Source organism: Streptomyces pseudovenezuelae, assembly GCF_001513955.1.
Taxonomy (GTDB): domain Bacteria; phylum Actinomycetota; class Actinomycetes; order Streptomycetales; family Streptomycetaceae; genus Streptomyces; species Streptomyces pseudovenezuelae.
On record NZ_KQ948145.1, the window covers coordinates 615,424 to 641,830 of the forward strand.

The 26,407-nt window shown below is 72.3% G+C and carries 23 protein-coding genes, 1 pseudogene and 1 riboswitch; of the genes and pseudogenes, 13 read left to right on the forward strand and 11 right to left on the reverse strand.

The window, feature by feature from the left end; all coding sequences use genetic code 11:
* Positions 1 to 129: 129 nt before the first annotated feature.
* Together AQI94_RS10175 and AQI94_RS10180 are read right to left on the reverse strand one after the other, a co-directional pair.
* The gene (locus tag AQI94_RS10175; RefSeq protein ID WP_062229689.1) at positions 130 to 1,422 is read right to left on the reverse strand and encodes a metallophosphoesterase; all 1,293 of its coding nucleotides are present in this window, start codon (positions 1,420 to 1,422) and stop codon (positions 130 to 132) included.
* Positions 1,423 to 1,428: 6 nt separating this feature from the next.
* Positions 1,429 to 1,689 (reverse strand): SCO4848 family membrane protein, encoded by a 261-nt coding sequence (locus AQI94_RS10180; RefSeq protein ID WP_031043364.1) that lies wholly within the window; start codon positions 1,687 to 1,689, stop codon positions 1,429 to 1,431.
* Positions 1,690 to 1,780: 91 nt separating this feature from the next.
* Between AQI94_RS10180 and AQI94_RS10185 the strand changes: the two genes are divergently transcribed.
* Entirely contained in the window at positions 1,781 to 3,076 is a 1,296-nt protein-coding gene (locus AQI94_RS10185) for a D-alanyl-D-alanine carboxypeptidase family protein (protein WP_031043366.1), read from the forward strand.
* Here AQI94_RS10185 and AQI94_RS10190 read toward each other — a convergent pair.
* A complete protein-coding gene (locus AQI94_RS10190) occupies positions 3,021 to 3,932 on the reverse strand; it encodes a YihY/virulence factor BrkB family protein (RefSeq protein WP_031043368.1) in 912 nt (303 codons plus the stop codon). The two genes, AQI94_RS10185 and AQI94_RS10190, sit on opposite strands and share 56 nt — an antisense overlap.
* Before the next feature lie 251 nt (positions 3,933 to 4,183).
* Here AQI94_RS10190 and AQI94_RS10195 point away from each other — a divergent pair, with 251 nt between their 5' ends.
* Both AQI94_RS10195 and AQI94_RS10200 read left to right on the forward strand, forming a co-directional pair.
* Entirely contained in the window at positions 4,184 to 5,557 is a 1,374-nt protein-coding gene (locus tag AQI94_RS10195) for an FAD-binding oxidoreductase (protein ID WP_031043370.1), read from the forward strand.
* A 38-nt stretch (positions 5,558 to 5,595) separates the two neighbouring features.
* Positions 5,596 to 6,351 (forward strand): decaprenylphospho-beta-D-erythro-pentofuranosid-2-ulose 2-reductase, encoded by a 756-nt coding sequence (locus AQI94_RS10200; RefSeq protein WP_031043372.1) that lies wholly within the window; start codon positions 5,596 to 5,598, stop codon positions 6,349 to 6,351.
* A gap of 49 nt (positions 6,352 to 6,400) precedes the next feature.
* Here AQI94_RS10200 and AQI94_RS10205 read toward each other — a convergent pair whose 3' ends face one another.
* Positions 6,401 to 6,985 (reverse strand): 2'-5' RNA ligase family protein, encoded by a 585-nt coding sequence (locus tag AQI94_RS10205; protein ID WP_031043374.1) that lies wholly within the window; start codon positions 6,983 to 6,985, stop codon positions 6,401 to 6,403.
* A 154-nt stretch (positions 6,986 to 7,139) separates the two neighbouring features.
* Positions 7,140 to 8,153 (reverse strand): tryptophan--tRNA ligase, encoded by a 1,014-nt coding sequence (gene trpS, locus AQI94_RS10210; RefSeq protein ID WP_028807858.1) that lies wholly within the window; start codon positions 8,151 to 8,153, stop codon positions 7,140 to 7,142.
* Positions 8,154 to 8,295: 142 nt separating this feature from the next.
* On the opposite strand from trpS, the gene AQI94_RS10215 reads away from it, so the two are divergent.
* The 3 genes from AQI94_RS10215 to AQI94_RS10225 all read left to right on the forward strand — a co-directional run bounded on the left by AQI94_RS10215 (position 8,296) and on the right by AQI94_RS10225 (position 10,680).
* Positions 8,296 to 8,856 carry an RNA polymerase sigma factor gene (locus AQI94_RS10215; RefSeq protein ID WP_031043378.1) on the forward strand — a complete coding sequence of 187 codons (561 nt, stop codon included), beginning with the start codon at positions 8,296 to 8,298 and terminating at the stop codon, positions 8,854 to 8,856.
* Complete coding sequence (locus AQI94_RS10220; protein WP_037942074.1) at positions 8,849 to 9,763, forward strand: hypothetical protein; 915 nt, start codon at positions 8,849 to 8,851, stop codon at positions 9,761 to 9,763. The genes AQI94_RS10215 and AQI94_RS10220 overlap by 8 nt, the downstream gene beginning before the upstream one ends.
* 278 nt (positions 9,764 to 10,041) lie before the next feature.
* Entirely contained in the window at positions 10,042 to 10,680 is a 639-nt protein-coding gene (locus AQI94_RS10225) for a hypothetical protein (protein ID WP_031043382.1), read from the forward strand.
* Between the two features lie 38 nt (positions 10,681 to 10,718).
* Here the strand turns inward: AQI94_RS10225 and AQI94_RS10230 are convergent, their stop codons facing one another.
* The 4 genes from AQI94_RS10230 to AQI94_RS10245 all read right to left on the reverse strand — a co-directional run bounded on the left by AQI94_RS10230 (position 10,719) and on the right by AQI94_RS10245 (position 15,171).
* Entirely contained in the window at positions 10,719 to 12,170 is a 1,452-nt protein-coding gene (locus AQI94_RS10230) for a glycine hydroxymethyltransferase (RefSeq protein WP_031043383.1), read from the reverse strand.
* A 41-nt stretch (positions 12,171 to 12,211) separates the two neighbouring features.
* A riboswitch (ZMP/ZTP riboswitch) is annotated at positions 12,212 to 12,301 on the reverse strand.
* A gap of 111 nt (positions 12,302 to 12,412) precedes the next feature.
* Complete coding sequence (locus AQI94_RS10235; protein ID WP_031043386.1) at positions 12,413 to 13,264, reverse strand: LLM class flavin-dependent oxidoreductase; 852 nt, start codon at positions 13,262 to 13,264, stop codon at positions 12,413 to 12,415.
* Between the two features lie 323 nt (positions 13,265 to 13,587).
* Positions 13,588 to 14,772, reverse strand: coding sequence for a glutathionylspermidine synthase family protein (locus AQI94_RS10240; protein WP_031043389.1), 1,185 nt, complete (start codon positions 14,770 to 14,772; stop codon positions 13,588 to 13,590).
* Between the two features lie 12 nt (positions 14,773 to 14,784).
* Positions 14,785 to 15,171 (reverse strand): hypothetical protein, encoded by a 387-nt coding sequence (locus tag AQI94_RS10245; RefSeq protein ID WP_031043393.1) that lies wholly within the window; start codon positions 15,169 to 15,171, stop codon positions 14,785 to 14,787.
* Positions 15,172 to 15,307: 136 nt separating this feature from the next.
* Here AQI94_RS10245 and AQI94_RS10250 point away from each other — a divergent pair, with 136 nt between their 5' ends.
* The 7 genes and pseudogenes from AQI94_RS10250 to AQI94_RS10280 all read left to right on the forward strand — a co-directional run bounded on the left by AQI94_RS10250 (position 15,308) and on the right by AQI94_RS10280 (position 24,367).
* Positions 15,308 to 16,171 (forward strand): hypothetical protein, encoded by an 864-nt coding sequence (locus AQI94_RS10250; protein WP_037942068.1) that lies wholly within the window; start codon positions 15,308 to 15,310, stop codon positions 16,169 to 16,171.
* 142 nt (positions 16,172 to 16,313) lie between these two features.
* The gene (locus tag AQI94_RS10255) at positions 16,314 to 16,892 is read left to right on the forward strand and encodes a membrane protein (RefSeq protein WP_031043398.1); all 579 of its coding nucleotides are present in this window, start codon (positions 16,314 to 16,316) and stop codon (positions 16,890 to 16,892) included.
* A gap of 29 nt (positions 16,893 to 16,921) precedes the next feature.
* Entirely contained in the window at positions 16,922 to 19,201 is a 2,280-nt protein-coding gene (pabB, locus tag AQI94_RS10260) for an aminodeoxychorismate synthase component I (protein WP_031043400.1), read from the forward strand.
* Positions 19,198 to 20,724 carry an AMP-binding protein gene (locus AQI94_RS10265; RefSeq protein WP_031043403.1) on the forward strand — a complete coding sequence of 509 codons (1,527 nt, stop codon included), beginning with the start codon at positions 19,198 to 19,200 and terminating at the stop codon, positions 20,722 to 20,724. Before pabB ends, AQI94_RS10265 begins: the two co-directional genes overlap by 4 nt.
* Before the next feature lie 97 nt (positions 20,725 to 20,821).
* Positions 20,822 to 22,384: pseudogene (locus AQI94_RS10270) on the forward strand (class I adenylate-forming enzyme family protein); the annotation flags it as partial.
* Complete coding sequence (locus tag AQI94_RS10275) at positions 22,381 to 23,550, forward strand: FAD-dependent oxidoreductase (RefSeq protein WP_062229690.1); 1,170 nt, start codon at positions 22,381 to 22,383, stop codon at positions 23,548 to 23,550. The pseudogene AQI94_RS10270 and the gene AQI94_RS10275, both read left to right, overlap by 4 nt.
* A 13-nt stretch (positions 23,551 to 23,563) precedes the next feature.
* Complete coding sequence (locus AQI94_RS10280; protein ID WP_062229691.1) at positions 23,564 to 24,367, forward strand: aminotransferase class IV; 804 nt, start codon at positions 23,564 to 23,566, stop codon at positions 24,365 to 24,367.
* A gap of 62 nt (positions 24,368 to 24,429) precedes the next feature.
* On the opposite strand, the gene AQI94_RS10285 is transcribed toward AQI94_RS10280, so the two are convergent.
* The gene (locus AQI94_RS10285) at positions 24,430 to 24,918 is read right to left on the reverse strand and encodes a carboxymuconolactone decarboxylase family protein (RefSeq protein ID WP_031053547.1); all 489 of its coding nucleotides are present in this window, start codon (positions 24,916 to 24,918) and stop codon (positions 24,430 to 24,432) included.
* A 62-nt stretch (positions 24,919 to 24,980) separates the two neighbouring features.
* Positions 24,981 to 26,372 (reverse strand): MocR-like pyridoxine biosynthesis transcription factor PdxR, encoded by a 1,392-nt coding sequence (pdxR, locus tag AQI94_RS10290; RefSeq protein WP_062229692.1) that lies wholly within the window; start codon positions 26,370 to 26,372, stop codon positions 24,981 to 24,983.
* Between the last annotated feature and the right edge of the window lie 35 nt (positions 26,373 to 26,407).

Consider the following 26,407-nt stretch of genomic DNA (forward strand, 5'->3'; position numbering starts at 1 on the left):
TAATCACAGGTGTTTCACCTGGGGGAAGAGGGATTTGTCGAGTTGGGGAAGACGTTACCGCGCACGGTTTCGGCCGTGTTTCACAGGGCTCTCACAGCCTCTCCCCGCGAAGATCCTTCCGGCGGCCGCTCAGGCCTGCGCGGAGGCCAGTTCGATCACCGTGATGTCCGAGGGGGCGCCCACGCGCGTGGGCGGGCCCCAGGCGCCGGCGCCGCGGCTGACGTAGAGCTGGGTGTCGCCGTAGCGCTCCAGGCCGGCGACCGTCGGGTTCGCCGCCTTCGCGAGGAGGTTGCCGGGCCAGAGCTGGCCGCCGTGGGTGTGGCCGGAGAGCTGGAGGTCGACGCCGTGGTCGACCGCGTCATGGATCTGGACCGGCTGGTGGGCGAGGAGCACGCACGCGCGTGCCGTGTCCCGGTCGCCGAGGGCCTTGGCGAAGTCGGGGCCCTGGCCCTCGCTCTCGCCCGCGATGTCGTTGACACCGGCGAGGTCGAACCAGGCCAGTTCCGTACGGTCGTTCTCCAGCGGGCGCAGGCCGAGCCGCCGTACCTCCTCGACCCACTGCTCGGCGCCGGAGAAGTACTCGTGGTTGCCGGTCACGAAGAACGAGCCGTGCCGCGCCTCCAGCCGGGCGAGCGGGGCGGCCGCCGGGCCGAGGTCCTTCACGCTGCCGTCGACCAGGTCGCCTACGACGGCGATCAGGTCGGGCCGGGTGGAGTTGATGGTGTCGACGACCTTCTGGGCGAACCCGCGGCCGAGCACCGGGCTCAGGTGGATGTCGCTGACCACCGCGATCCGGTAGCCGTGCGCCGCGCGCGGGAGCTTCGCCAGCGGCACGGTGACCCGCTTGACGCCGGGGCCGCGCAGGACGCCGTAGGTGCCGAGGCCGACGGTCCCCGCAGCGGCCGCGGCGGCGGCTCCGGCGACCACCCGGGAGACGAAGAGGCGGCGGGAGGGCGCGGCGACGAGGGCGGGCGGGCCGGGTTCCTGCGGGTCCCCGGCTCCCGGTTCCGCGGGCGCGCCCGCGGCCTCCCGCGGCTTCTCGGCCGACGCACCCGCCGGCACCCGCTCGGGATGCGGCGCGGCGGCCACGGCCGCCTCCCCGCGCCGGTCCCGGCGTTCCAGGAGGCGGCGCAGCAGGGGCCGTACGACCTCGCCCGCCACGACCGCGAGCAGCAGGTAGATCGACAACGCCAGCCACAGGAAGCCGGGCCACGCGAGCACGCGCTGGAGCCAGAAGGGGGCGCCGGTGCGCTCCGCGACCAGGGCGGCGATCGCCAGCACCCAGCCGCCCCCGATGAGCACCGCGCCGACGCGGCGGACCCGGCCGGGGCCGCCGGTGGTGTCGCGGAACAGGCGGCGCCACAGGTACCAGTTCGCCGTCACCAGGACGGTCAGGGCGAGCAGGGCGAAGACGATGACCACGGTCTGCTAACTCTCCGGGGTCGGCTGTGAGTTCCCGCGCAGTGCCCGCACTCCACGCAACCCGATGAGCCCGACGACCGTCCCCAATACGAAGGAGACGACGGCCAGCAGCAGGTGCACCCAGAAGTACCCCGTCGGGTCGCCCGCGTCGTCGAACGCGAGCCCGCTGGCGTCCTTGACGAGGTTCTTGACGAAAGTGATCCAGATGATCCAGCTCCACACCCCGAAGGCGAGCAGGAACCAGGAGACGGGGCGGCTGAGCTTCATGGGTCCAGTATCGCGGACCGCTGTCCGGTTCCACCGCCGGGGTGGAGCGGGCAGCGGGACTTCGCACTCCGCGCCCTGTACGTTCCTGAGCGTGTCCGCACCCCAGAAGAAGACCGCCGGGCGATCCCTGCTGGTCACCTCCGCCGCTCTGTCGTCCCTCGCGCTGACCGCGCCCGTCGCCCTCGCGGCTCCCGGCCCGTCGCCGAGCGCCAGTCCTTCGGCCACTCCGCCGGCCCGCATGTCCACCGTGGGCGGCACACGGCTCGGTCTGACGGGCACCCAGGTCAATCTGGCGAGCGGAGTCCCGGTGCTGCCGAAGGACCTCACCGCGCGGTCCTGGATCGTCACCGACGCCGAGTCCGGCGACGTGCTCGCCGCGCACAACGCGCACTGGCGGCTGCCTCCCGCGAGCACCATGAAGATGCTCTTCGCGGACACCCTGCTGCCGAAGTTCGCCAAGACCGAGAAGCACAAGGTCGTCCCCAGCGACCTCGCGGGCATGGGCGCCGGCTCCAGCCTGGTCGGGATAAAGGAGGGCGAGACGTACACGGTCCACGACCTGTGGCTCGGCGTCTTCCTTCGCTCCGGCAACGACGCGGTGCACGTCCTGTCCGCGATGAACAAGGGCGTCCCCAAGACCGTCACGGAGATGAACGAGCACGCCGAGGAGCTCCAGGCCCTCGACACGCACGTGGTCAGCCCCGACGGCTACGACGCCCCCGGCCAGGTCTCCTCCGCCTACGACCTGACCCTGTTCGCACGCTCCGGGCTGCAGAAGAAGGACTTCCGCGAGTACTGCTCCACGGTCACCGCGAAGTTCCCGGGCGAGACGAAGAAGAACAAGAAGGGCAAGGCCGTCCGCAAGCCCTTCGAGATCCAGAACACCAACCGGCTGCTGAGCGGCGACTACGACATCTCGCAGTACCAGGGCATCGCAGGTGTGAAGAACGGCAACACCACCAACGCCGGCGCCACCTTCACCGGCGTCGCCGAGCGCAACGGCAGGGTGCTGCTCGTCACCGTCATGAACCCGTCGAAGGAAGAGCACAACGAGGTCTACAAGGAGACCGCGAAGCTCTTCGACTGGGGCTTCAAGGCGGCCGGCAAGGTGCAACCGGTGGGTGAGCTGGTACCGCCGAAGGGCGCCGCGCAGCCGGGGACCTCCGGGCAGGCGGGCGGCGGCTCCGGCGGCTCCGGTCAGTCCGCAGGACCGGGCGCCTCGGCCAAGCCCGTCACGTCCGCCACGGCCGACGGCGGCTCCCGCGGCATGGAGACCGCCTTCGCGATCGCCGGCGGCCTCATCGTGCTGCTCGCGGGCGCCGCGTTCCTCGTCAACCGCCGCTGGCCGCTGCCGGATCTGGTACGCCGTCGCTCGTCCCGTCCGTGAGCTCCTGCTCCTTGCTCCCCGTCGCCGTCCACGCGGCGCAGAACAGCACCAGTTTCGCCGTGAAGTTGATCCACAGCAGCAGGGCGACGGGGACGCCGAACGCGCCGTACATGCTCTTCGTCGCCACACCCTGCATATAGCCGCTGAGCAGCAGCTTCAGCAGCTCGAAGCCGACCGCGCCGGTCAGCGCGGCGACGAGCAGCCGGCGGCGCCCCGGCTCGACACCGGGCAGCAGGGTCAGGACGTACAGCAGGAGCAGGAAGTCGGCCAGGACGGCGATGGAGAACGCGATGATCCGCAGCAGGATCCGGCCCGCGCTGCCCTCCTGGAGGCCGAGTTCGCCGCTGATCCAGTCCACCAGCGCGGAGGCGACGGTGGAGATGGCGAGCGTGACCAGCACGGCGCCGCCGAGCCCGACCAGGATGCCGAAGTCCTTGCCCTTGCGCAGGATCGCGTTCTCGTCCTCGTCAGGCAGCTCCCACACCGCGCGCAGGCACTCCCGCATCGATCCGGCCCAGCCGATGCCGGTGAACAGCAGGGCGGCCGCGGCGATGAGGCCGACGGTGCCGGCGTTCTGGACCAGGCCGTCGATGTTCAGCTGGTCGGAGATGCCGGGCACCTGATCGGCGATCTTGTCCTGGAGGTCGTCCTGCTGCTTCGTGCTGAGCGTGGCGGCGGCGATCGCGGCGGCCACGGTGAGCAGCGGGAACAGTGCGACGAAACTGGTGAACGTCATCGCCGCGGCCAGCCGGGTCCACTTCACCCGGTCCAGCCGTTCGTACGACCGCCACGCGTGCGTGGCCGTCAGGCGCACCCACAGCGGCCCGACGACGGGGAGTCTCTTCAGCCAGTCCATGATCGGATCTTGCCCTCCGGGTGGAAGACCGATGTGTGAATACCCCGAAAAACAGGGAAAGCGGCGCGTGCCGCGCGGATGAGGAGGCCGGCGGTCCCTTGGCCATCCTCCGGTCCATGGGGATTCACTGTTCTCCTCCCCACGGCTGGAACTCCGGCACTATTGAGCGACATCCCACTAATCACCCATTTTGGCGAGGTTGGTGAGGTTTAAGAACGAGTTGCCTCCATAGCGGCGATACGGTCAACGGCATGTCTGCCGACACCGTTCCCGTCACGGGATGGGGCCGCACCTCCCCCACCGCGGCCCGTCCGATCCGCCTGCGGAGCTACGAGGAGGCCGTGGCCGCCGTCCGGGGCTGCGGGGCCCGCGGCGGCATCCCCAGAGGCCTGGGGCGGGCCTACGGGGACGCGGCGCAGAACGCGGGCGGCGCGGTGTTCGACATGACCGCTCTGCGCCGCGTCCACGCGATCGACGCCGAGGGCGGCACGGTGCTGTGCGACGCGGGCGTCTCCCTGCACCGGCTCATGCAGGTACTGCTGCCCCTCGGCTGGTTCGTGCCGGTGGCCCCCGGCACCCGCCATGTCACGGTCGGCGGCGCGATCGGCGCGGACGTCCACGGCAACAACCACCATGTGTCCGGCTCCTTCTCCCGCCATGTGCTGTCCTTCGAACTCCTCACCGCGGACGGCGAGATCCGCACCGTGCGCCGCGGCACCCCCCTGTTCGACGCGACCACCGGCGGCATGGGACTGACCGGCATGATCCTGACAGCGACGATCCGGTTCCAGCCGGTCGAGACCTCGCTGATGTCGGTCGACACGGAACGCGCGCGGGACCTCGACGATCTGATGGTGCGTCTGACGACCGGCGATCGCGGGTACCGCTACTCGGTCGCCTGGATCGACCTGCTGGCCCGCGGGGCCGCGACGGGGCGTGCGGTGCTGACCCGGGGCGACCACGCGCCGCTGGAGGCGCTGCGGACACCGGGACGGCTCGCCGCGGGCACGCGGGCGCGCAGGGACCCGCTGGCCTTTCGGCCCCCGCGCTTCCCGGCCCCGCCCGCCTTCCTCCCCGAAGGACTCGTCAACCGCAGGACCGTGGGGCTGTTCAACGAGCTCTGGTACCGGAAGGCGCCCCGCGCGCGTACCGGCCGGCTGCAGCGGATCTCCGCCTTCTTCCACCCCCTGGACGGCGTGCCCCACTGGAACCGGATCTACGGCCGCGGCGGCGTCGTGCAGTACCAGTTCGTCGTCGGACACGGCCAGGAGGAGGCCCTGCGCCGGATCGTGCGGCGGGTCTCCGGACGGCGGTGCCCGTCCTTCCTCGCCGTCCTCAAGCGGTTCGGGGACGCCGACCCCGGATGGCTCTCCTTCCCGGTGCCGGGCTGGACCCTGGCCCTGGACATCCCGGCCGGTCTGCCCGGCCTCGGCACGCTCCTCGACGAGCTGGACGAGGAGGTCGCCGCGGCCGGCGGGCGGGTCCACCTGGCCCAGGACTCCCGGCTGCGCCCGGACCTGCTCGCCGCGATGTACCCGCGCCTCGACGACTTCCGCGCGCTGCGCGCGGAGCTCGATCCGCGCGGGGTGTTCACCTCCGACCTGTCCCGCCGTCTCACCCTCTGAGTCCTCTGGACATCCCAGGCCCTCCCAAGGAGCTGCTCGTGAAGGACGCCTTCGGCATTCCCCAGTCCCTGCTCGTCCTCGGCGGTACGTCCGAGATCGCGCTGGCCACCGTCCGCCGTCTCGTCGTGCGGCGCACCCGCACGGTGTGGCTGGCGGGCCGCCCCTCCCCCGGCCTGGAGTCGGCCGCCACGGAACTGCGCGCCCTGGGGGCCGAGGTCCGCACCCTCGCCTTCGACGCCCTGGACCCCGAGTCCCACGAGGCGGTGCTCGGCAAGGTGTTCGCCGAGGGCGACATCGACATGGTGCTGCTCGCCTTCGGGATCCTCGGAGACCAGGCGCACGACGAGCGCGAGCCGGTCGCCGCGGTGCGGGTCGCGCAGACCAACTACACGGGCGCCGTCTCGGCCGGCCTGGTGTCCGCGCGCGCGTTGCAGACCCAGGGCCACGGCTCGCTCGTCGTGCTCTCCTCCGTCGCCGGCGAGCGCGCCCGCCGCGCCGACTTCATCTACGGCTCCAGCAAGGCCGGCCTCGACGTCTTCGCGCAGGGGCTGGGGGACGCCCTGCACGGCACGGGCGTGCACGTGATGGTCGTACGCCCGGGGTTCGTACGGTCGAGGATGACGGCCGGCCTGGAGGAGGCGCCCCTCGCGACCACGCCGGAGGCCGTCGCGACCGCGATCGAGCTGGGGCTGCGGCGGCGCTCCGAGACGGTGTGGGTACCGGGGGCGCTGCGGGTGGTGATGTCGGCGGTGCGGCATCTGCCGCGGGCGCTGGTCCGGCGGCTGCCGCTGTAACTGCGGGTGTGTTCGGAGGGAGCTGCGGTTACAACGCCTGTACCAGGAGTTACAGCTGGCTCGTGGGCAGGGAGCCGCGCTCCACATGGCCGGCCTGAGGAGGCACGACCGATCCCCCGAAGGTGAACTCGCGCAGCTTGCGCCACACCCCGTCGGCGCCCTGCTCGTAGAGCGCGAAGCCGGTGCACGGCCACTCGGCCTCGAAGTCCGCGAGCTCCTCGAAGGCGCGGTCCATGGCCGCCTCGTCGATGCCGTGGGCGACCGTGACGTGCGGGTGGTACGGGAACTGGAGTTCCCGCGCGACCGGACCCGAGGCGTCACGGACCTGCTTCTGGAGCCAGGTGCAGGCGTCGGCGCCCTGGACGACCTGGACGAACACGACGGGTGACAGCGGCCGGAAGGTGCCGGTGCCGGCCAGCTTCATCGGGAACGGCCGGCCCGCCGCGGCGACCTCGGTGAGGTGCGCCTCGATGGCGGTCAGCGCGGTGTCCGCGACCTCTGTGGGCGGCAGCAGGGTGACATGGGTGGGGATCCCGTGAGCCGCGGCGTCGCCGAAGCCCGCGCGCCGCTCCTGGAGCAGGCTGCCGTGAGGCTCCGGGACCGCGATCGACACACCGATCGTTACGGTCCCCACGTCGTCTCCTGTTCGTCCCTGTCGTCCTGTCGGATTCGTTCCCAGCCGTCCGGCTATCGACTGTACGGCCACGGCTGTGCTGTGGGCAGGCGCAGGCATAGTGATGTGCAGCGCTCTGCCCGGTGGTGCTGGTGTGCGGTGGTGCGCCCGGCGATCAGTGCTTGGCGGGCAGGAAGCCGACCTTCTCGTACGTCTGGGAGAGGGTCTCCGCGGCGACCGCGCGGGCCTTCTCCGCGCCCTTGGCCAGGATCGAGTCCAGCGTCTCCGGGTCGTCCAGGTACTGCTGGGTGCGCTCCCGGAAGGGCGTCACGAACTCGACGACGACCTCGGCGAGGTCCGTCTTGAGCGCGCCGTAGAGCTTGCCCTCGTACTGCTGCTCCAGCTCGGGGATGCCCGTGCCGGTCAGGGTCGAGTAGATCGTGAGCAGGTTGCTGACGCCCGGCTTGTTCTCGACGTCGTAGCGGACGACGGTGTCGGTGTCCGTGACCGCGCTCTTGACCTTCTTGGCGGTGGCCTTCGGCTCGTCGAGGAGGTTGATGAGGCCCTTCGGCGTGGACGCCGACTTGCTCATCTTGATCGACGGGTCCTGGAGGTCGTAGATCTTCGCCGTCTCCTTGAGGATGTACGGCTTCGGGATCGTGAAGGTCTCGCCGAACCGGCCGTTGAAGCGGGTGGCGAGGTCGCGGGTCAGCTCGACGTGCTGGCGCTGGTCCTCGCCCACCGGGACCTCGTTGGCCTGGTAGAGCAGGATGTCCGCGACCTGGAGGATCGGGTACGTGAACAGGCCGACGCTCGCGCTGTCGGCGCCCTGGCGGGCGGACTTGTCCTTGAACTGGGTCATGCGGGAGGCCTCGCCGAAGCCGGTGAGGCAGTTCATGACCCAGGCGAGCTGGGCGTGCTCGGGGACGTGGCTCTGGACGAAGAGCGTGCAGCGCTCCGGGTCGAGGCCCGCGGCGAGGAGCTGGGCCGCGGCCAGGCGGGTGTTGGCCGTGAGCTCCTTCGGGTCCTGCGGAACCGTGATCGCGTGCAGGTCGACGACCATGTAGAACGCGTCGTGGGACTCCTGCAGGGCCACCCACTGGCGCACGGCGCCGAGGTAGTTGCCGAGGTGGAACGAGCCGGCGGTGGGCTGGATTCCGGAGAGCACGCGGGGTCGGTCAGAGGCCATGCTCACCATTCTCTCAGGTGTCGGGGGCCGATCCGGAACCAGTCGGAAACAGATGCGCCACGGGTGGGAACCGATTCGGCCCGGGCGGTGTACCAATCCTGTGAGGACGCGGGAGGGGGGCCGCATCGTCGATGAGGCCGCGGTGATCGCACGCGTACGCGCCGGAGACCCGGAGGCGTACGCGGAGCTGGTGCGGGCGCATACGGGCCTGGCACTGCGAGCTGCCGCGGCGCTCGGGGCGGGTGCGGACGCGGAGGACGTGGTGCAGCAGGCCTTCGTCAAGGCGTACTGCTCGCTGGGCCGCTTCAGGGAGGGCTCGGCGTTCAAGCCGTGGTTCATGTCGATCGTGGCCAATGAGACGAGGAACACAGTGCGCACGGCGGCGCGCCAGCGCACGCTCGCCGGTCGCGAGGCGGCCTTCGCGGAGGCCGAGCCGCTGATACCGGAATCGGCGGACCCCGCGGTCGCGGCCGTGGAGATAGAGCGCCGCGCCGCTCTGGAGTCCGCGCTGGAGAGGCTGAGCGAGGAGCACCGCCTGGTCGTCACCTACCGCTATCTGCTGGAGATGGACGAGTCCGAGACGGCCCAGGCCCTGGGCTGGCCCCGGGGGACGGTGAAGTCCCGGCTGAACCGCGCGCTGCGCAAGCTCGGCAAGCTGCTGCCCGATGTCGAGCCCCGGGAAGGGGGTGATGAGCGTGAGTGAGTCCTACGGCGGTGAGGACGCCGGCGACAGCGCGCCGGAGCGCGCGGCCCGGTTGCCCGAGGAGCTGCGGGCGCTCGGGCGTTCGCTGGACGCGCCGGGTGCGGGCGGGGCCGAGTCGATGGTGGAGCGGGTGCTGGAGCAGATACTCGCCGAGCGGCTGCCGGTCCCGGTGGCCCAGGCGCCGGGACCCGGTGAGCGGCTGCGGGCGGTGCGGCGGTGGACGCGGGCGCGGTGGCGTTCGCTGACCGCGACCCTGTGCGGGCTGCTGGCGGTCCTCGCGCTCACGCCTCCGGTGCGGGCGGCGGTCCTGGACTGGTTCGACTTCGGTGGGGTCGAGGTGCGGTACGACCCGTCGGCGGTGCCCTCGCCGGGAGCCCAGGTGCCCGGTTGCGGGCGCTCGGTGTCGCTCGCGCAGGCCGAGCGGCGGGCGGGGTTCGAGCCGCTGGTGCCGGGGGCGCTCGGCACTCCGGACGTGGTGACGGTGACGGCCGAGCCGCGGGGGCGGTCACTGGTGAGCCTGTGCTGGCGGGAGCGGGGGCGCACCGTCCGGCTGGACGAGTATCCGGCCCGTCTGGACATCGGCTTCACCAAGAGTGTGCGGGAGCAGCCGGAGTGGCTCTCGCTGCACGGGGAGTCCTCGGACCTCGGGGCGGTCAATGACACGGCGCTGTGGTTTCCGCGGCCCCACTTGCTGGGTTTCTGGCTGGTGGACGCGGCCGGGTCCCGTTACACCCGCGAGCAGCGGACCGCCGGGCCGACCTTGCTGTGGATGCGCGGGTCGGGCCTCCTCGACGTGCCGACGGTGACCCTGCGGCTGGAGGGCGTCGGGTCGAAGGCGCGGGCCCTGGAGATCGCGAGGTCCCTCGCCGAGCCGCGGCGCGAGGGGGCCGGGAAGTCCTCGGACTAGTGGACGCGGGGTGGGAACCCCTTCGGGCCGGCCGGTGTATCAGAAGTGACACGCGGCTCGCCGACGGGCCGCGGCCGTGAACTGGCAGCGGGATCGGGCGGGTTGGCGGCGGTGCTCGCGGTGGCGGTGTGACGAAAGGAGGTGCTCGCGAGCTTGAGGAAGCGAGGCTGATTCGATCGAGGGGGATGGCTGTGCGGAGCAGACTCACCACATTTCGGCTGGGGCCGCGCGGGGTGTTCGCGGTGCTCGCACCGGTGGCGGTGGCGGTGACCGTGCTCATGGCGCCCGCGGCCGACGCGGCGGCATCGGGGACACGGGAGGCCGGCCTGGACAGGCCCGACCTGGCGATGGTCGTCACCGGCGGCTCGGGCCGGACGCGGGCCGTGCGTGCCGAGGAGCCGTACTTCACTCGCCTGTGGCAGCTGCTGCAGCCGACGTACACGGGTACGGAGCGGGTCCCGGACGCCTGGCAGGAGGGCCGGTATCCGTCGGTGCGGTTCACCGTGCTGTGGGGATTGACGGGCGTGGGCGGCTGGCCTCAGACGGATTCGGCGCCGGGTGGTGATGTGGCGGTGGCGCGCCAGGACCAGCTGTTTCTGGCCGAGGACGGCACTCCGTGGGTGCGCTCGGATCCGGCACCGGAGCGGGAGGACGACGACATCCGCTGGCACCGGGCACCCCGGGCGGTCTTCGACCGGCTGGACCGGGCGGGCCTCGCGGGTGGTGCCGGCGAGCGGCGGGAGGAGGGCTCCAAGGGTGCGACGGGTCCGGGGCACGGCGTGTGGTGGGCGGTGCCGGGTCTCGTCGTGGGCTTCGCGGCGGGAGTCGGCGGCACCCGGCTGATACGCCGCGCGGCGGCCGGGCCAGGGGCCGGGCCGCCGCGGGACGAACCACGCCAGGAACTCATCGATCTCTAGGAGTCACCGGTCTTTGACAACTCAAGAGAGGACGCGGGTCAGCCGAGGTCGACCTCCGGGTACAGCGGGAAGCCGGCCACGAGGTCGGTGGCCCGGTGGGAGATCTCGTCAGCGACCTTCGGGTCCAGGATGTGCGCGGCCTTGGAGGGGGCTCCCGACTTGGTGGTGCCGGGCTCCGTGGTGGTGAGGACGCGGTCGATGAGACCGGCGACCTCGTCCATCTCGGCGGTGCCGAGACCGCGGGTGGTCAGGGCGGGGGTGCCGATGCGGATGCCGGAGGTGTACCAGGCGCCGTTGGGGTCGGCCGGGATGGCGTTGCGGTTGGTCACGATGCCCGATTCGAGCAGGGCGGCCTCGGCCTGGCGGCCGGTGAGGCCGTAGGAGGAGGTCACGTCGATCAGGTTGAGGTGGTTGTCGGTGCCGCCGGTGACCAGGGTGGCGCCGCGGCGCATCAGGCCCTCCGCCAGGGCGCGGGAGTTGTCGACGATCCGCTGGGCGTAGTCCTGGAAGGAGGGCAGGCGGGCCTCGGCGAGGGCGACGGCCTTGGCTGCCATGACGTGCGGGAGCGGACCGCCGAGGACCATCGGGCAGCCCCGGTCGACCTGGTCCTTGAGGGAGTCGTCGCACAGCACCATGCCGCCGCGCGGGCCGCGTAGGGACTTGTGGGTGGTGGTGGTGACGATCTGGGCGTGCGGGACCGGGTCGAAGTCGCCGGTGAAGACCTTGCCGGCGACGAGACCGGCGAAGTGGGCCATGTCGACCATGAGCGTGGCGCCGACCTCGTCGGCGATCTCGCGCATGATCCGGAAGTTCACCAGCCGGGGGTAGGCCGAGTATCCGGCGACGATGATCAGCGGCTTGAACTCACGGGCCGAGACGCGCAGGGCGTCGTAGTCGACGAGGCCGGTGGCGGGGTCGGTGCCGTAGGAGCGCTGGTCGAACATCTTGCCGGAGATGTTGGGGCGGAAGCCATGGGTGAGGTGACCGCCGGCGTCCAGGGACATGCCGAGCATGCGCTGGTTGCCGAAGGCCTGGCGCAGCTCGGCCCAGTCGGCGTCGGAGAGGTCGTTGACCTGGCGGACACCGGCCTTCTCCAGGGCGGGGACCTCGACGCGCTGGGCGAGGACGGACCAGAAGGCGACGAGGTTGGCGTCGATGCCGGAGTGCGGCTGGACGTAGGCGTGGCGGGCGCCGAAGAGTTCCTTGGCGTGCTCGGCGGCCAGGGACTCGACGGTGTCGACGTTGCGGCAGCCGGCGTAGAAGCGGCGGCCGATGGTGCCCTCGGCGTACTTGTCGCTGAACCAGTTGCCCATCGCGAGGAGGGTGGCCGGGGAGGCGTAGTTCTCGGAGGCGATCAGCTTGAGCATCTCGCGCTGGTCGTGGACCTCCTGGCCGATGGCGTCGGCGACGCGCGGTTCGACGGCGCGGATCACGTCGAGTGCGGCGCGGAAGGCCGTGGACTCGGTGGACAGGGGCTGCTGCTCTGACATGGCGGCCTCCGGGCTGCGTGGCTTGAAGCGGTCACGGATCACGGTTCGGCCCAGGCGCACGGCACTTGGTCACTCACAGGCCGCTCCCCGATGGTCCGTCCCATCCCAGCGCGCCAGTCACGGCCTGTCGGCCAGCCTACCGGGCACGCCTAAGGGCACCTGTGCGGCGTCCACCATGCGAGCGACGGCTTCGAGGCCCGGCGGGCGGTCTTCGGGCCCCGAAGCCGTGGCAGTGGTGGACGTCAGAACAGCGCGTCGGCCAGGCGGTCGATCTGGTCGGCGTCCGAGGCCCAGCAGTAGAGCATCACCTCGTCGGCGCCGATGCCGAAGTAGGCGTCGGTGGCCTCGCGGATCTGCGGCGGTGTGGTGAGCAGGCCGGCCTCCATGTACGCGACGTGGCCGCTGAAGGCGTAATAGTCGCGGAGGTTGCGGCGGGCCTGCTCCACGGTGCTGTCCGGGCCGAGAACGACGTTCGCCTGCGCGACGAGGCGGGGGCGACCGGGGCGGCCGTGTTTCTGCCAGGCCGTTTCGGCGTCGCGGAACAGGTTGGACATGAAGGTGGGCGGCAGGGCGGCGCCGAGGAAGCCGTCACCGAAGCGGCCTACGCGGTCGAGGGCGGCGGGGGCGAAGCCGCCGAAGAGGACCTCGGGGCCGCCCGGGGTGGTGGGGGCGGGCCCGATCGGGCCGACGCCCTCTCCGTACGGCTCGCCGGACCAGGCGCGGCGCAGCAGGGTCAGTTGTTCGTCGAGGCGGCGGCCTCGGCGGTGGACGTCGATGCCGGCGGCCAGGCAGTCGTCCTCACGGCCTCCGACACCGATGCCGAGTGTGAAGCGACCGCCGGAGAGGCGGTCGAGGGTCGCGCTCTGCTTGGCGAGCAGGGCGGTGTTGTGGAGGGGCGCGATCAGCACCTCGGTCTGGACGCGGATGCGGGAGGTGGCGCCGGCGAGGGCCGCGAGGGTGACGAGGGGCTCGGGGTTGTCGTAGACGAGGCGGTCGAGCAGGCCGAGCGTGCGGAAGGGGCTCGCGTCGGCGCGCCGGGCCCAGGTGAGCAGCTGGGCGGGGTCGTCGATGGGGAGGCCGAGGCCGATGTTCATGGGAGAGTCCTCCGGAGGGCATACGGGATCCGCCGGTCGGCCGGATCCGGTGCCGCCCCTCCGTGGTACCGCGCGCTGTGCGCGGACCTGCTCCCGTTCTGCGGCGATGGTTCAAGAGAGCGTGTGCGTCAGAGTGCGCCGACCGTAACGCGGTCGGGCGGAGTGCGACAACGTGTTTTCGACGGGCCTCGGAGGGATGCGGAGGGCCTCGGAGGGCGCGGAGTCGGGACACGCGCCCGGCACCTCTGCAGACCTCCGCCGACCCGCCTCGGCCGGCCCGTTTCCCCCAACTCGCCTGCGCCGACCGGTCTCCGCGGCCTGGCTCAGAGGATCACGTGGGGCAGGAAGCGCGCGTACTCGTCGGTGATCAGGCCGGACGACTCCCGGATGCCCAGCCCCGCCGGCTCCTCCTCCACGACCCAGGCGCCGAGGACGACGTGGTTGCCGTCGAAGTCGGGGAGGGGTGCCAGCTCCTGGTAGCAGCACGCCTCCTGGCGGGGCGTCGCGTCGGATCCCGGCTCGTGGACCGTCACTCCGGCGCCCTCGCGGCCGAGCAGCGGCTTGGCGACCCAGCCGGTGGTGGCGGCCAGGTCACGGGGACCGTCGAGGTAGGCGGGGAGGAGGTTCGGGTGGTCCGGGTACAGCTCCCAGAGGATCGCGAGGAGGGCCTTGTTGCTGAGGAGCATCTTCCAGGCGGGTTCGATCCACAGCGTGCTGCCGGTGCCGCCGCCGTTGTCGAGGGTGTCGAGGACGTGGGTGGCGAAGCGGTCGGTGGTGAGCCACTCCCAGGGGTAGAGTTTGAAGCAGCTGCGGATGAAGCGGAGCTGGTTGTCGACGAAGCGGCCGGACAGGGGGTCCCAGCCGATCTCCTCCATGGAGATCCAGTCGGTGTCCAGGCCGGCCTGTTCGGCGGTCTCCTTGAGGTAGGCGACCGTCATGAGGTCCTCGCCGAGTTCGTCGGCGGAGGAGTGCGCGAAGTAGAGCGGGCTGCCGGGCGGGAGGAGGGCCGCCTGCTTCTTCCAGGCGGCGACGAGGCGTTCGTGGAGGGAGTTCCACTGGTCGGCGCCGGGAAAGCGCTCCTCCATCCAGAACCACTGCGGCGAGGCTGCCTCGACGAGGGAGGTGGGGGTGTCGGCGTTGTACTCCAGCAGCTTGGCCGGGCCGTGGCCGTCGTGGCGGAGGTCGAAACGGCCGTACACGGAGGGGAGTTCGGCGCGCCGGTGCCAGGACTCGGCGACCGCCTCGGCCACACGCGGGTCGGTGATGCCGAGGTCGGCGAAGCGGTTCGCGGTGACGATGTGGTCGGCGGCCGCCAGGCACATGCGGTGGAGGTTCTCGACGATCTCCTCCAGCGCCTCCACCTCGGGGAGCGTGAAGGAGTAGTAGGCGCTCTCGTCCCAGTAGGGACGCAGGGAGTCGTCGGGGTGGCGGGTGAGCGGGTAGACGAGACCCTGGGCCTCGACGGTCTGCTGCCAGCCGGGGCGGGGGGTGATGGTGTGTCGGCGCATACTGCCGGGCCCTCAGCCGCCGGAGCTTCCCTTGCCGCTGCCCCCGTCACCGCCGCCGTCGCCGCTTCCTCCGCTGCCGAAGCCTCCGCGGTCGACCCCGCTGCCACCGCTGCTGCCCGATGAACTGCCGGAGTCCTTGCCGGACTTCTTGGTGAAGGAGCCGCCGGAGACCCAGCCGCCCTTCTTCTTGCCGCCGTAGTAGAAGGAGCCGTGGGGCGAGGTGCCGGACTTGCAGTTCTTGTCGGCGACGACCCGGTAGCCCTTGCCGAGGGTGTAGCTGTCGCGGTCGACGCAGCGCTTGTCGGGGTCGGAGGAGCAGGCGGTCAGGGCCATGGCGAGCAGTCCCACGCCGCCGAGTGCGACCGTGCCCGAGCGAAGTTGCCGGCGTGCGTCCGCCATGTCCGTGTCTCCCCCTTGGTCAGGCCGTGGGCCTGGTGTGCGCGTGTCCGGCGCACAGCTTAGAGATCGGTAAGACCTTGTCGCGAGGCAGCCCGCCTCTCACCACCTCCCCTAAGGTCACTTCGTGCTCTTTGGAATGGTGTGTGCTCTCGGTGCCTCGGTCTGCTTCGGCACGGCCACCGTGCTGCAGGCGATGGCGGCACGGGCCGCGGACGCGGGCGGCGGTGACGGCGAGGGGACGGCGTTCGCGGTGACGCTGTTCCTGCGAGCGGTGCGGCAGTGGCGGTATCTGGCGGGGCTGGCCCTGGACGGGGTGGGGTTCCTGCTGCAGATCGCCGCGTTGCGGTCGGTCCCGATCTACGCGGTCGGCGCGGCGCTCGCGTCGAGTCTCGCGGTGACCGCGGTGGTGTCGGCGCGGCTGCTGCGGGTCCGGCTGAGCGGGAGCGAGTGGGGCGCGGTCGGGGTGGTGTGCGCGGGGATGGCGCTGTTGGGGATCGCGTCCGGGACGGAGGGCGACCGCGGCGGCCCGTCGGCCTTGAAGTACGCCATGCTCGGCGTCTCCCTGGCGGTGCTGGCGCTGGCGCTGCTGGGTGGTCGACTGCCCGATCGCGGGCGGGCGTTGGCGCTCGGGCTGGGGGCGGGCCTCGGGTTCGGGGTGGTCGAGGTGGCGGTGCGGCTGATCGACTCGCTCGCGCCGTCGGCGCTGGTGGCCAATCCGGCGACGTATGCGCTCCTCGTCGGCGGTGGCGCGGCCTTTCTGTCGCTGACCTCGGCGTTGCAGCGGGGGTCGGTGACCACGGCGACCGCCGGGATGGTGATCGGGGAGACGATCGGGCCCGCGCTGGTCGGAGTGGTGTGGCTCGGGGACCGTACCCGGGAGGGGCTGACGTGGGTGGCGGTGCTGGGCTTCGCAGTGGCCGTCGCGGGGGCGTTGGCGCTGGCCAGGTTCGGGGAGGCTCCGGCCCATTCCGCCCCGCAATCCCCGTCCCCAATTCCGTGAGGTGTGTTCGGGTTGCTTCCGGTAGCGCTCGACAGAGTGAGCCATGCCGACCGAAAGCCCGATAAAGGTCACGATCCGGACAGCCGAAAAAAGCTTCGTTGAATATTTGAACGTACTGTGAAGGCATTGCGTATACAACGGCGTGAGCAGTAATCCCGTCACCATCACCGTGGCCTATCACGTGGTGCCGGGCCGTGCGGCCGACTTCCACTCCTGGGGGTGGGCCATGCTGGCCGCGAGTTCGCAGCAGCCGGGCTTCATGGGGGGTGGCGTCCTTGTCGACCGAGAGGCGGAGTGGCATGTGGTCTATCGCTTCGCCAGCGAGGGGACGGCCCGGGCCTGGGAGGATTCGGCCGCCCGGACCCAATGGGAGAACCGGGCCGTGGGCTTCGCCCGGCAGGCGGAGCGCAGGAGCGTGCGCGGCTCCAAGACATGGTTCGAATCCCAGACCACCACACCGAAACCGCCCGCCCCGCCGGCGAAATGGAAACTGTGGTTCGTGAACATGAGCGCGGTTTTTCCGCCGGTGCTCCTGTTCAATCTGATCGTTCTTCCATATCTCGGCGGACTCAATCCGCTCGTCCGCACGCTGCTGTTATGCCTGTGTGTGACGGCTCTCGTCACCTGGATTCTCATGCCCCGGCTTCAGCGTTTCTTCAGGAAATGGCTGTATCCGCCGCTCCAGGCCCTTCGCGGACGGCACAAAAGACGGACCGCATAGGTCCGGAACGAACCGAGGGAGGTGGGCGGGTGAAGACCCTGCTCATCGACAATTACGACTCGTACACGTACAACCTGTTCCAGCTGATCGCCGAGGTCAACGGCGAGGAACCGGTCGTCGTCCTCAATGACGCGGTCGGCGGCCTTCCCGATCTCGGGGAATACCTGGGGCAGTTCGACAATGTGGTCATCTCACCCGGGCCGGGGCACCCGGCGAAGCCGCGCGACTTCGGACTGAGCGCCGCCGTGCTCGCCGAGTCGTCGATCCCCGTACTGGGTGTCTGTCTGGGACACCAGGGCATCGCGCTCGGGGAGGGCGGCCGGGTGGAGCCCGCTCCCGAGCCGAGGCACGGCCATCTGTCGACGGTCCGGCACGACGGACGGGACCTGTTCCGTGGGCTGCCGCAGGACTTCACCGCGGTCCGCTACCACTCGCTGACCGTTTCCGAGCCTCTCCCGCAGACGCTGGAGGCCACCGCCCGGGCCGAGGACGGGGTGCTGATGGGGCTCAGACACCGCAGCCGGCCGTTGTGGGGCGTGCAGTTCCATCCGGAGTCCGTGCTCACCGACTACGGCCACCGCATGCTCGTGAACTTCCGCAACCTCACGGCGCAACGGGCCCGCAGGCCGCGGACGAAGAACACCGCCGTGCCGCCGCCCGAGGCGGTGATCCCCCGGCCCGCGGGTGTCGTCCCGCGCCCCCGCCGGGCGGCTGCCCCCGCCTACCGGCTGCACACCCGGCGCATCGCCGGCGCGGTCGACACGGAGGCCGCCTTCACCCGAATGTACGCGGCGTCGCGGCGGGCGTTCTGGCTGGACGGCGCGCTGGTCGAGGAGGGGCGTTCACGGTTCTCGTTCTTCGGTGACGACAGCGGTCCGCTGGCGGAGTTCGTCCGGTACGACGTCGACAGCGGCCGGTGCGAGATCGAGCGGGCCGGGCGACCGACGCGGAAGGTCGCGGCGAGCGTCTTCGACTATCTCGGACGGCAGTTGACGAGCCGCCGGGTGGACGGCTTCGGGCTGCCCTTCGACTTCACCGGCGGCTATGTCGGCTACTTCGGCTACGAGATGAAGGCCGACTGCGGATCGCCGAACCGGCACACCTCGAACGTCCCGGACGCCTGCTGGCTGTTCGCCGACCGGCTGATCGCGGTGGACCATCTGAAGAGGTTCACCTACGCCGTGTGTCTGGCCGAGGACACCCCGCAGGCCGCGCGGGAGGCCGAGGACTGGCTGGAGAGCGCGCTGGCCCAGCTGACCTTCGTCGCCACCGAGCCGGACCGGGCGACGGAACCGGCACTGCCGGCACCCCACATCTCCACCTCGCCCACCGCGCCCAGCACGCTCGCCATGCCCACCACGACCACCACGCGGACCGTTCCCGACCTCAACGCCGCCGAGCCGTGGCTGGTGCGGGACCGGGCGAGCTATCTCGCCGACATCGACTCCTGCGACCGTGAGCTGCGGGCGGGCACCAGCTACGAGGTCTGTCTGACGAATGCGGCCCGGTTACCCGCTCCGCCGGACCCTTACGAGTTCTACCGGGAGCTGCGCCGGGTCAACCCGGCCCCCTACGCGGCGTTCCTGAGGTTCGGGGAGGTCGACGTGGCCGGTTCCTCGCCCGAGCGGTTTCTGCGCATCACCCGGGACGGGATCGCCGAGGCCCGGCCCATCAAGGGCACCGCACCGCGCGGGGCAGGCCCCGAGGAGGACGCCCGGCTGCGGGACGCGCTGGCGGCGGACGCCAAGACGCGCGCCGAGAACCTGATGATCGTGGACCTGCTCCGCAACGACCTGGGCAGCGTGTGCCGGACCGGGTCGGTGCGGGTGACCCGGCTGATGGCCACGGAGACGTACGCGACCGTGCACCAGCTCGTGTCCACCGTGGAGGGGCGGCTGCGGGAGGGCGTGGACGCGGTGAAGTGCGTGCGGGCCTGTTTTCCCGGCGGCTCGATGACGGGGGCTCCGAAGCTGCGCACGATGGAGATCATCGACTCCCTGGAGACCGAGGCCCGCGGGGTCTACTCCGGTGCTCTCGGCTATCTGGGATGCGGCGGGGGCGCGGATCTCAACATCGTGATCCGCACGGCGGTGTTCGCCGACGGCCTGATGCAGCTGGGTGCCGGGGGCGCGATCGTCCTCGACTCCGATCCGGTCGCCGAGTACGACGAGATGCTCCTGAAGACGGCGGCTCCGATGAGGGCCCTGCAGCTGCACACCGCGCGGCGCACGGCGGAGCAGCGACGCCACTCGGCGGTCCGCGCCGATGTCCACGCGGGACACACGGCCACCGAGGAGCCGGTCCGATGACCACTGCGCAGCCCGTGCTGTTCCCGGCCGGTTCCGGCGCCCCCGGCAATCTCGCCGTCCAGCTCGCCGATCTCGCCGAGCGGCGCGGCTGGACGGATCGGCCCGCCTTCCACCAGGGCCACCGGGCCTGGACCCACGGCGAGGTGCACGCGCTCGCGGCCCGGGCGGCCACCGTGCTCGCCGCTCACGGCACCGGCCCGGGTGACCGGGTGGTGCTGGCGTTGCCGGACGGGATCGCCTGGGTGGCGGCCTTCCTCGCGGTCGCGCGTCTCGGGGCGGTAGCCGTCCTCGTCAATCCCGAACTCCCCGCGACCGACCACGCGTTCATGGCCGGGGACGCCGATGCCGCGCTGGGTGTGACGGGGCCGGGCCTGGAGGACCGGTTCGCCGAGCGGCCGCGGCTCGGTGCCGACCAGTTGCTCGCGCTCGCCGCCTGCGCCGGGCCGGCGCCCGCCCACCCGGTCGACGCGCACACACCGCTGTACGTGCAGTACACGTCGGGCACCACGGGCCGTCCCAAGGGGGTCGTGCACACGCACGGCGACCCGAAGGCGTACCACGACCTGATCGGGCGGCGGCTGCTGCGGGTCACCGCGGACGACGTGACCCTGTCGGTGTCGAAGCTGTACTTCGCCTACGGCTTCGGGAACGCGTTCGTCTTCCCGCTGTTCTCCGGTTCCTCCGCCGTCCTGGTGGACCGGCGCCCGACCCCGGCCGCCGTCGACGAACTCGTCGTGCGGTACCGGGTGACGCTGCTCTACTCGGTGCCCTCGGCGTACGCGGCGCTGGTGGCCGACCGGGGCAGCGGGCACGAGGCGTGCTTCGCCTCGGTGCGGGCCGCGGTGTCGGCCGGTGAGGGGCTGCCGGAGGAGCTCGGCAGGCGGGTCACGCAGGTGCTCGGCGCGCCGGTGCTGGAGCAGATCGGCTCCACCGAGGCCGGTCACGCCTTCTGCGCCAACAGCTTCGACCACAACCACCCGGGCACCGTCGGCCGCCCCGTGCCCGGTTTCGAGGTGGAACTGCGCGACCCCGCGGGCCACCTCGTCCCGGACGGGGTGGAGGGCGAGCTGTGGGTACGCGGCCCGACGGTGACCCCCGGCTATCTCGACCTGCCCGAGGAGACCGGGCGCACCCTGGTCGGCGGCTGGCTGGCCACCCACGACCGGGCGGTCCGCGAGCCGGACGGCAGTTACCGGCACCTGGGCCGCGCCGACGACATGGAGATGGTCGGCGGCATCACCGTCTCCCCGCTGGAGGTGGAGGCCGTACTGCGCGCCCACCCGGCGGTGCGGGAGGTCGCGGTCGTGACCGTCGTCGACGGGAGCGGGGCAGGCCGGCTGCGGGCGTTCGTCGTCCCCGCCGCCCTGATGCCCGACGGGAGCCTCCAGGAGGACCTCCTGCGGCTGGCCCGCGAGGAGTTGGCCGCCTTCAAGGTGCCCAGAAGCGTGAGCCTCGTCCCCTCGCTCCCCCGCACCCCGACCGGCAAGCTCCGCCGGCACCTGGTCCGCCGGGGCGCCTGGTGACCACGGCGGGAACACCGCACCGGCAGCGCGCCGCACCACCCCGGCGCCGAGGCACCGGCCCCCTCACAGCAGAGGTACCGCAGAGAGGAACGGCCCCATGCGAGAACAGCAACCCCCCTTCACCGACCGGGGGTTCTACCTGGGCCCGGTGTTCCGCCGGGCGGCCGACCGGCACGGCGCGGTCTTCGTCACCCTGGACCGGCCGCTGGACACCCACCCCGCCCTCGGTGTCGATCTGACCTACCCGGCGCTGGCGGAGGTCGTCGAGGAGCTGTCCGGACGCCTGTGGGAGGCGGGAGTGCGGCCCTCGGAGCGGGTGGTTGTGCACAAGACGGACAACGTCGACATCGTGCTGCTGACCTGCGCGGTCTCCCGTATCGGCGCGGTGCCCGTGCTGCTCTCCCCCGGGCTGGCCGGGGAGGTGGCCGGGGAGTTGATCGAGCGGCTCGGGCAGCCGTGGCTGGTCACCGACCGGGCCAAGCTGGAGGGACCGCTGCAGGGGGTGGGCCTGCGGGTGCGGCAGGTGCTGTCCGTGGACGTGGCGCCGGGGGCCGAGCCCCTGGAGCGGTACGCCGGCAGCGAGACTCCGCCTCCCGTCCGCCTCCACCCCCGCGAGCCGGCGCTGATCACCCACAGTTCGGGGACCACGGGCCTGCCCAAGCTCGCCGTGCACTGCGCGAACACCATGTGGAACCGGCTCGTACCGCAGAAGGCGATGGGCTGGCCGACACGTGGGGAGACCGCGGCGCTGCACATGTCGTTCGTGCACTCGCGCTTCTACCATCTGCTCGGCGTCCTGCTGCACTTCGGCAGCCCGCTGGTGCTGATCACCGACCCCGACCCGGCCGCCGTGGGGCGGCTCCTGACCCGGCACCGGCCCGGCATCGTGGAGACCCACCCCAACACCTTCGTGCTGTGGGAGGAGCTGGCCGACGCGCCCGGGGCGCCGCTGTCACGGGTGCGGTCGTACGGCTCGACGTTCGACGCGATCCATCCGCGTACGGTACGGCGGCTGCTGAACGCCTCGAAGCGCCGTGCACCCTGGCTGATCCAGCTGTACGGGCAGAGCGAGACCGGGCCGGTGGCCTTCCAGTGGTTCACCCGGCGCAGTGCGGCGCGCGCGGACGGGCGGCGGGTCGGGTTCGGCATCCCCGGCTTCACACGCGTGCGGGTGACGGGCCCCGGCGGTGAGCGGGTCGCCGCCGGAACCAGCGGCCGGATCGAGGCCCGGACCCGGGGGCGGATCCTCACCTATCTCGGTTCGCAGGACCGCTACGACCGTCAACTCCACGACGGCTGGTGGGAGATGGGCGACATGGGCTACCGCGGTCGGCTGGGCACCCTGCATCTGATCGACCGGGAGATCGACCGGATCGACTCCGTGCCCAGCAGTCTGGAGGTCGAGGACGCCCTGATGGAGCGTCTGGAGGAGCTGCGGGAGGTCGTCATCGTGCCGGGCGCGGACCGGGAGCCGGTGCCGGTGGTGTGCGTGCGCGGCGAGCGGCCGCTGGACCTCGGGCGCTGGCGGGAGGCGACGGCGGATCTGCCGGCGATGGCCGAGCCGCGCCAGTGGCGGTTCGAGGAGCTGCCGATGACGGCGACCTGGAAGGTGAAGCGGGTCGAGATCACCCGGATGCTCGCGGAGGGTGCACGCGCGTGACGCCGGTCGTGGTGGTCGGCGCCGGCCCCGTGGGTCTGTCGGCGGCGCTCGCGCTGCGGGCGCGCGGGCGGGAGGTCGTGCTGCTGGAGGCGGACCCGGAGGACCGGGCGCGGCCCGGCAGCCGGGCCCTGTTCGTGCACCGCGAGACCCTCGCCCTGCTCGACGCCATGCGGCCGGGGCTGGCCGGCGAGATCACCGCGTACGGACAGACCTGGCGGACCCGGCGGACCCTGTACCGGGGGCGCGAGGTGTACTCCCGCACCCATCCGCCGCAGGCGGGCCCGCCGCCTTTCACCAGCCTGCGTCAGGCGGACACCGAGCGCTTCCTGCGGGCCGCCTGCGAGCGGGCGGGCGTGGAGTTCGTGTGGGACGCGCGCGTGCGGGACGTCCGCACGACGGCGAGCGGGGTCCGTCTGAGCTGCGGGGACGGCCGGGAGTGGAGCTGCGCGTACGCGGTGGCCGCCGACGGCGCCCGGTCCGCCGTGCGGGACGCCTTGGGCATCGCCATGGAGGGCGAGCGGGGCGAGGGCTTCCATGTGGTCGTCGACGTGGCCCACCGGCCCGGTCCCGAACCGCCGCCCGAGCGGATCTTCCACTACGAGCATCCGGGCGCCGGCGGCCGCAGTGTGATGCGGGTGCCGTTCACCGGGGGCTTCCAGGTCGACCTGCAGTGCCGGGACGAGGACCCCGAGGAGGAGTTCGGGACCGAGCGGGCCGTACGGCGCTGGCTGCCGGGGGTCGTGGGCGAGGGGTACGGCGAGCGGGTCCTGTGGGTGTCGACGTACCGCTTCCTGCGCAAGGTGGCCGTCTCGTTCACCGATCCGCACCGGCGGGTGCTGCTCGTCGGGGAGGCGGCGCATCTCTTCCCGCCGTTCGGGGCGCGGGGCATGAACAGCGGCATCGCGGACGCGGCGGCCGCCGCGGAGGCCGTCGCCGGCGGGACGGTCGGGGACTTCGCCGAGGTACGGCGGTCCGCGGCACTGTTCAACAGTGCCGCCGCCGGTGCCGCGCTGGACCATCTGCGGCCCCGGCGCCGGATCGTGCGGGCCCGTCAGCGGGCGGCGGCCGCGCTCGCGCCGGTGCTGCCGTGGTGCGGCTCGTGGCTGGAGCACGCGCCGTACGGGCCGCGGCACGGGGCGCCGGTGAACGCCGGGCTCAAGTACTGAGGAGGGAGTGGCTGTGACGCAACCGGTCGTGGTGGAGGGCCTGTCGGTGTGGTCACCGGCCCGGGGGCTGACTCCGGCCGCTGATGCGGTGGGCGCGTCAACGCCCTTGCTCGTCGTGGACTCCTGGCTGGTGCGGGAGGGACGGGTGCGCGGGCTGGAACGGCACCGGGAGCGGTTCCTACGGGCCTGCGGTGAGGTGGACGGACCGCCGTTGCGCAGGCTGCTGGAGTTCTGGCGGGACATGACGGACGCGCTGCCCCGCACGGGCGAGTGGTTCCCTCGCGTCGAACTCGCGCCCGGTGCCCGGGAGTTGCGGCTGCTGCTGCGGCAGGCTCCCCCGCTCGGGGCCGGTGTGCGGGTCTGGGCGGCGGGCCAGTGCGACCCCCGGACCGTGCCCCGCCGCAAGGGACCGGACCTCGCCGCTCTCGCCGGGGTGCGTGAGCGGGCGGGCGGCGAGGGCGCGGAGGAGGCGGTGCTGGTCGCGCCGTCCGGCACCGTCCTGGAGGCGGCCACGGCCAGCGTGCTGTGGTGGGAGGACGACACCCTGTGCCTGCCGCCGCCCCGGCTGCCGGTGCTGCCCGGGGTGACCGTCGCCCTCGTCCTGGAGCGGGCCGTGCGGGAGGGCGTCCGCGTCGCCCACCGCGAGCGGACGGTGGCCGAGCTGGACGGCCGCGAGGTGTGGCTGGTGAACGCGCTGCACGGGATCCGGCCGGTGACGGGATGGACCGGAGGGCCGTTGCGGGCCGCGCCGGCGACATACGCGCCGCACTGGCGGGCGTGGCTGGACGACATCATGGAGCCGCTGCCGGGCAGCTGAATTCGGGCAGCGATAAACGCGCCGGGCGGTAGGGGACCCGGCGCGTTTATCGCTGCCCGAATTCAGTTCTTCGGCGCCGGCTGATAACCCCCGGGCACCATTCGCGTGGCAATGGCGATCCGGTTGTACGCGTTGATGACGGTCGCCGCCCAGATCAGCGCCGCGACCTGTGCCTCGTCGAAGACCTCTGCGGCCTCGGCGTAGACCGCGTCCGGCACCCGGCCGTCGTGCACCAGGGTCACGGCCTCGGTCAACGCCAGGGCGACGCGCTCTCGTCCGGTGTAGAAGGGGGTCTCCCGCCAGGCGTTCAGGGCGTGGACGCGCTGTTCGGTCTCGCCCGCCGCCCGGGCGTCCTTGGTGTGCATGTCGATGCAGAAGGCGCAGCCGTTGATCTGCGAGGCACGGATCCGGATGAGTTCCAGGATTTCCGGCTCCACTTCGGCTTCCCGCGCCGCGGAAACGGCGGCGGCGTGCAGGGAGCCCATCGCCGCGGACACGTCGGGGGTGATTTTCTTCAGGGCCACACGGGATATGGGTGCACTGTTGTTCATGGGGCGACGACTTTATCCGCGTGAACTCATTCAGGAATGGCGAACGGACCGATTCGGCGGCGTTATTCGGGCAGCACCGTGCACAGCGCCTCCAGCGCTCCGGACCAGGCGTGGTCCGGCGGAGTCCCGTAGCCCACGACGAGCGCGTCGCGCCGCTCGACGGCGGCCTCGGGGTGCTGGTAGCGGTGCAGTCCGTGGACCGCGAGGCCCTGCCAGGCCGCGGCCCGCAGCACCGGCTGCTCGGTGCCCGGCGGGAGGCGCAGCACCACGTGCAGACCGGCCGCGATCCCGGTGGCGTGCACCCGCGGGGCCCGCCGCGCGAGCTCGGCGACGAGGGCGTCACGGCGGCGCCGGTACCGCAGCCGGGCGGCGCGCACATGACGGTCGTAGGCGCCGGAGGTCAGGAACTCGGCGAGGGTCAGCTGGTCGAGGGACCCGCAGGCGTCGATGCCGCCCTTGGCCGTCAGCACCTCCTCCATGAGACCGGGCGGCAGTACCAGCCAGCCCAGTCGCAGGCCGGGGGCGAGGGACTTGCTGGCGGTGCCCGCGTGGACGACCTGGTCGGGGTCCAGCCCCTGGAGGGCGCCGACGGGCTGGCGGTCGTAGCGGAACTCGCCGTCGTAGTCGTCCTCGATGACCAGCCCGCCGGTGCGGCGGGCCCACTCGACGACGGCCGAACGGCGGTCGCGGTGCAGGGTGCCGCCCATCGGGAACTGGTGGGCGGGGGTGAGCAGCACCGCGCCCTGGTGGGACAACTCCCCCGGGTCCGTGCCGCGTGCGTCGAAGGGCAGCGGCACGGTCCGCAGGCCGGCGGCCGCCAGCAGGTTCCAGTGCACGTCGAGGCCGTAGGACTCCACGGCGACCGTGCGGGCGCCCCGGGCCCGCAGCACCGCGCCGAGGAGGCGCAGGCCGTGCGAGAACCCGGCGCAGACCAGGATGCGTTCGGGGTCGGCGCGCACCCCGCGGGCGCGGGCGAGGTACTCGGCGAGGGCGGTGCGCAGTTCGATGCGGCCGCGCGGATCGCCGTAGTCGAGGGCCTGGTAGGGGGCGGTGGCGAGGGCGCGGCGGGCGGCCTTGAGCCACTGGGCGCGCGGGAAGGAGGCGAGGTCGGGGGTGCCGGGGACGAGGTTGTGGACGGGGCGCCCGGGTTCCCGGGATCGGGGTGGGGCGGTCCCGGCGGGCGGGGCGACCGTGCGGTCGCCGACGCGGGTGCCGGAGCCCTGGCGGGCGGTGAGCCAGCCCTCGGCGACCAGGTCGGCGTATGCGTCGGCGACGGTGTTGCGGGCGATGCCGAGGTCGGCGGCGAGGGCCCGGGAGGACGGCAGCCGGGTGCCGGGGGCGAGGCGGCCGGTGCGGACGGCCTCGCGCAGGGCGTCGGTGAGGCCCCGCCGGACACCGCCTCCGGTCGGCTCCAGGTGCAGGTCGACGCCGAAAGTGGCCCATGGTTTCACCATGGAAGTGGACCACACCCTTGGGCTGCCTGGCTCCT

Excerpts from the sequence above, each read along its gene's own strand:
- AQI94_RS10240 (WP_031043389.1), bottom strand. The coding sequence starts at position 14,772 with ATGCGCCGACACACCATCACCCCCCGCCCCGGCTGGCAGCAGACCGTC.
- AQI94_RS10190 (WP_031043368.1), bottom strand. The coding sequence starts at position 3,932 with ATGGACTGGCTGAAGAGACTCCCCGTCGTCGGGCCGCTGTGGGTGCGC.
- trpS (WP_028807858.1), bottom strand. The coding sequence starts at position 8,153 with ATGGCCTCTGACCGACCCCGCGTGCTCTCCGGAATCCAGCCCACCGCC.
- AQI94_RS10250 (WP_037942068.1), top strand. The coding sequence starts at position 15,308 with ATGGTGTGTGCTCTCGGTGCCTCGGTCTGCTTCGGCACGGCCACCGTG.
- AQI94_RS10180 (WP_031043364.1), bottom strand. The coding sequence starts at position 1,689 with ATGAAGCTCAGCCGCCCCGTCTCCTGGTTCCTGCTCGCCTTCGGGGTG.
- AQI94_RS10245 (WP_031043393.1), bottom strand. The coding sequence starts at position 15,171 with ATGGCGGACGCACGCCGGCAACTTCGCTCGGGCACGGTCGCACTCGGC.
- AQI94_RS10285 (WP_031053547.1), bottom strand. The coding sequence starts at position 24,918 with ATGAACAACAGTGCACCCATATCCCGTGTGGCCCTGAAGAAAATCACC.
- AQI94_RS10195 (WP_031043370.1), top strand. The coding sequence starts at position 4,184 with ATGTCTGCCGACACCGTTCCCGTCACGGGATGGGGCCGCACCTCCCCC.
- AQI94_RS10225 (WP_031043382.1), top strand. The coding sequence starts at position 10,042 with ATGGCGCCCGCGGCCGACGCGGCGGCATCGGGGACACGGGAGGCCGGC.
- AQI94_RS10235 (WP_031043386.1), bottom strand. The coding sequence starts at position 13,264 with ATGAACATCGGCCTCGGCCTCCCCATCGACGACCCCGCCCAGCTGCTC.
- AQI94_RS10230 (WP_031043383.1), bottom strand. The coding sequence starts at position 12,170 with ATGTCAGAGCAGCAGCCCCTGTCCACCGAGTCCACGGCCTTCCGCGCC.
- pdxR (WP_062229692.1), bottom strand. The coding sequence starts at position 26,372 with ATGGTGAAACCATGGGCCACTTTCGGCGTCGACCTGCACCTGGAGCCG.
- AQI94_RS10265 (WP_031043403.1), top strand. The coding sequence starts at position 19,198 with ATGACCACTGCGCAGCCCGTGCTGTTCCCGGCCGGTTCCGGCGCCCCC.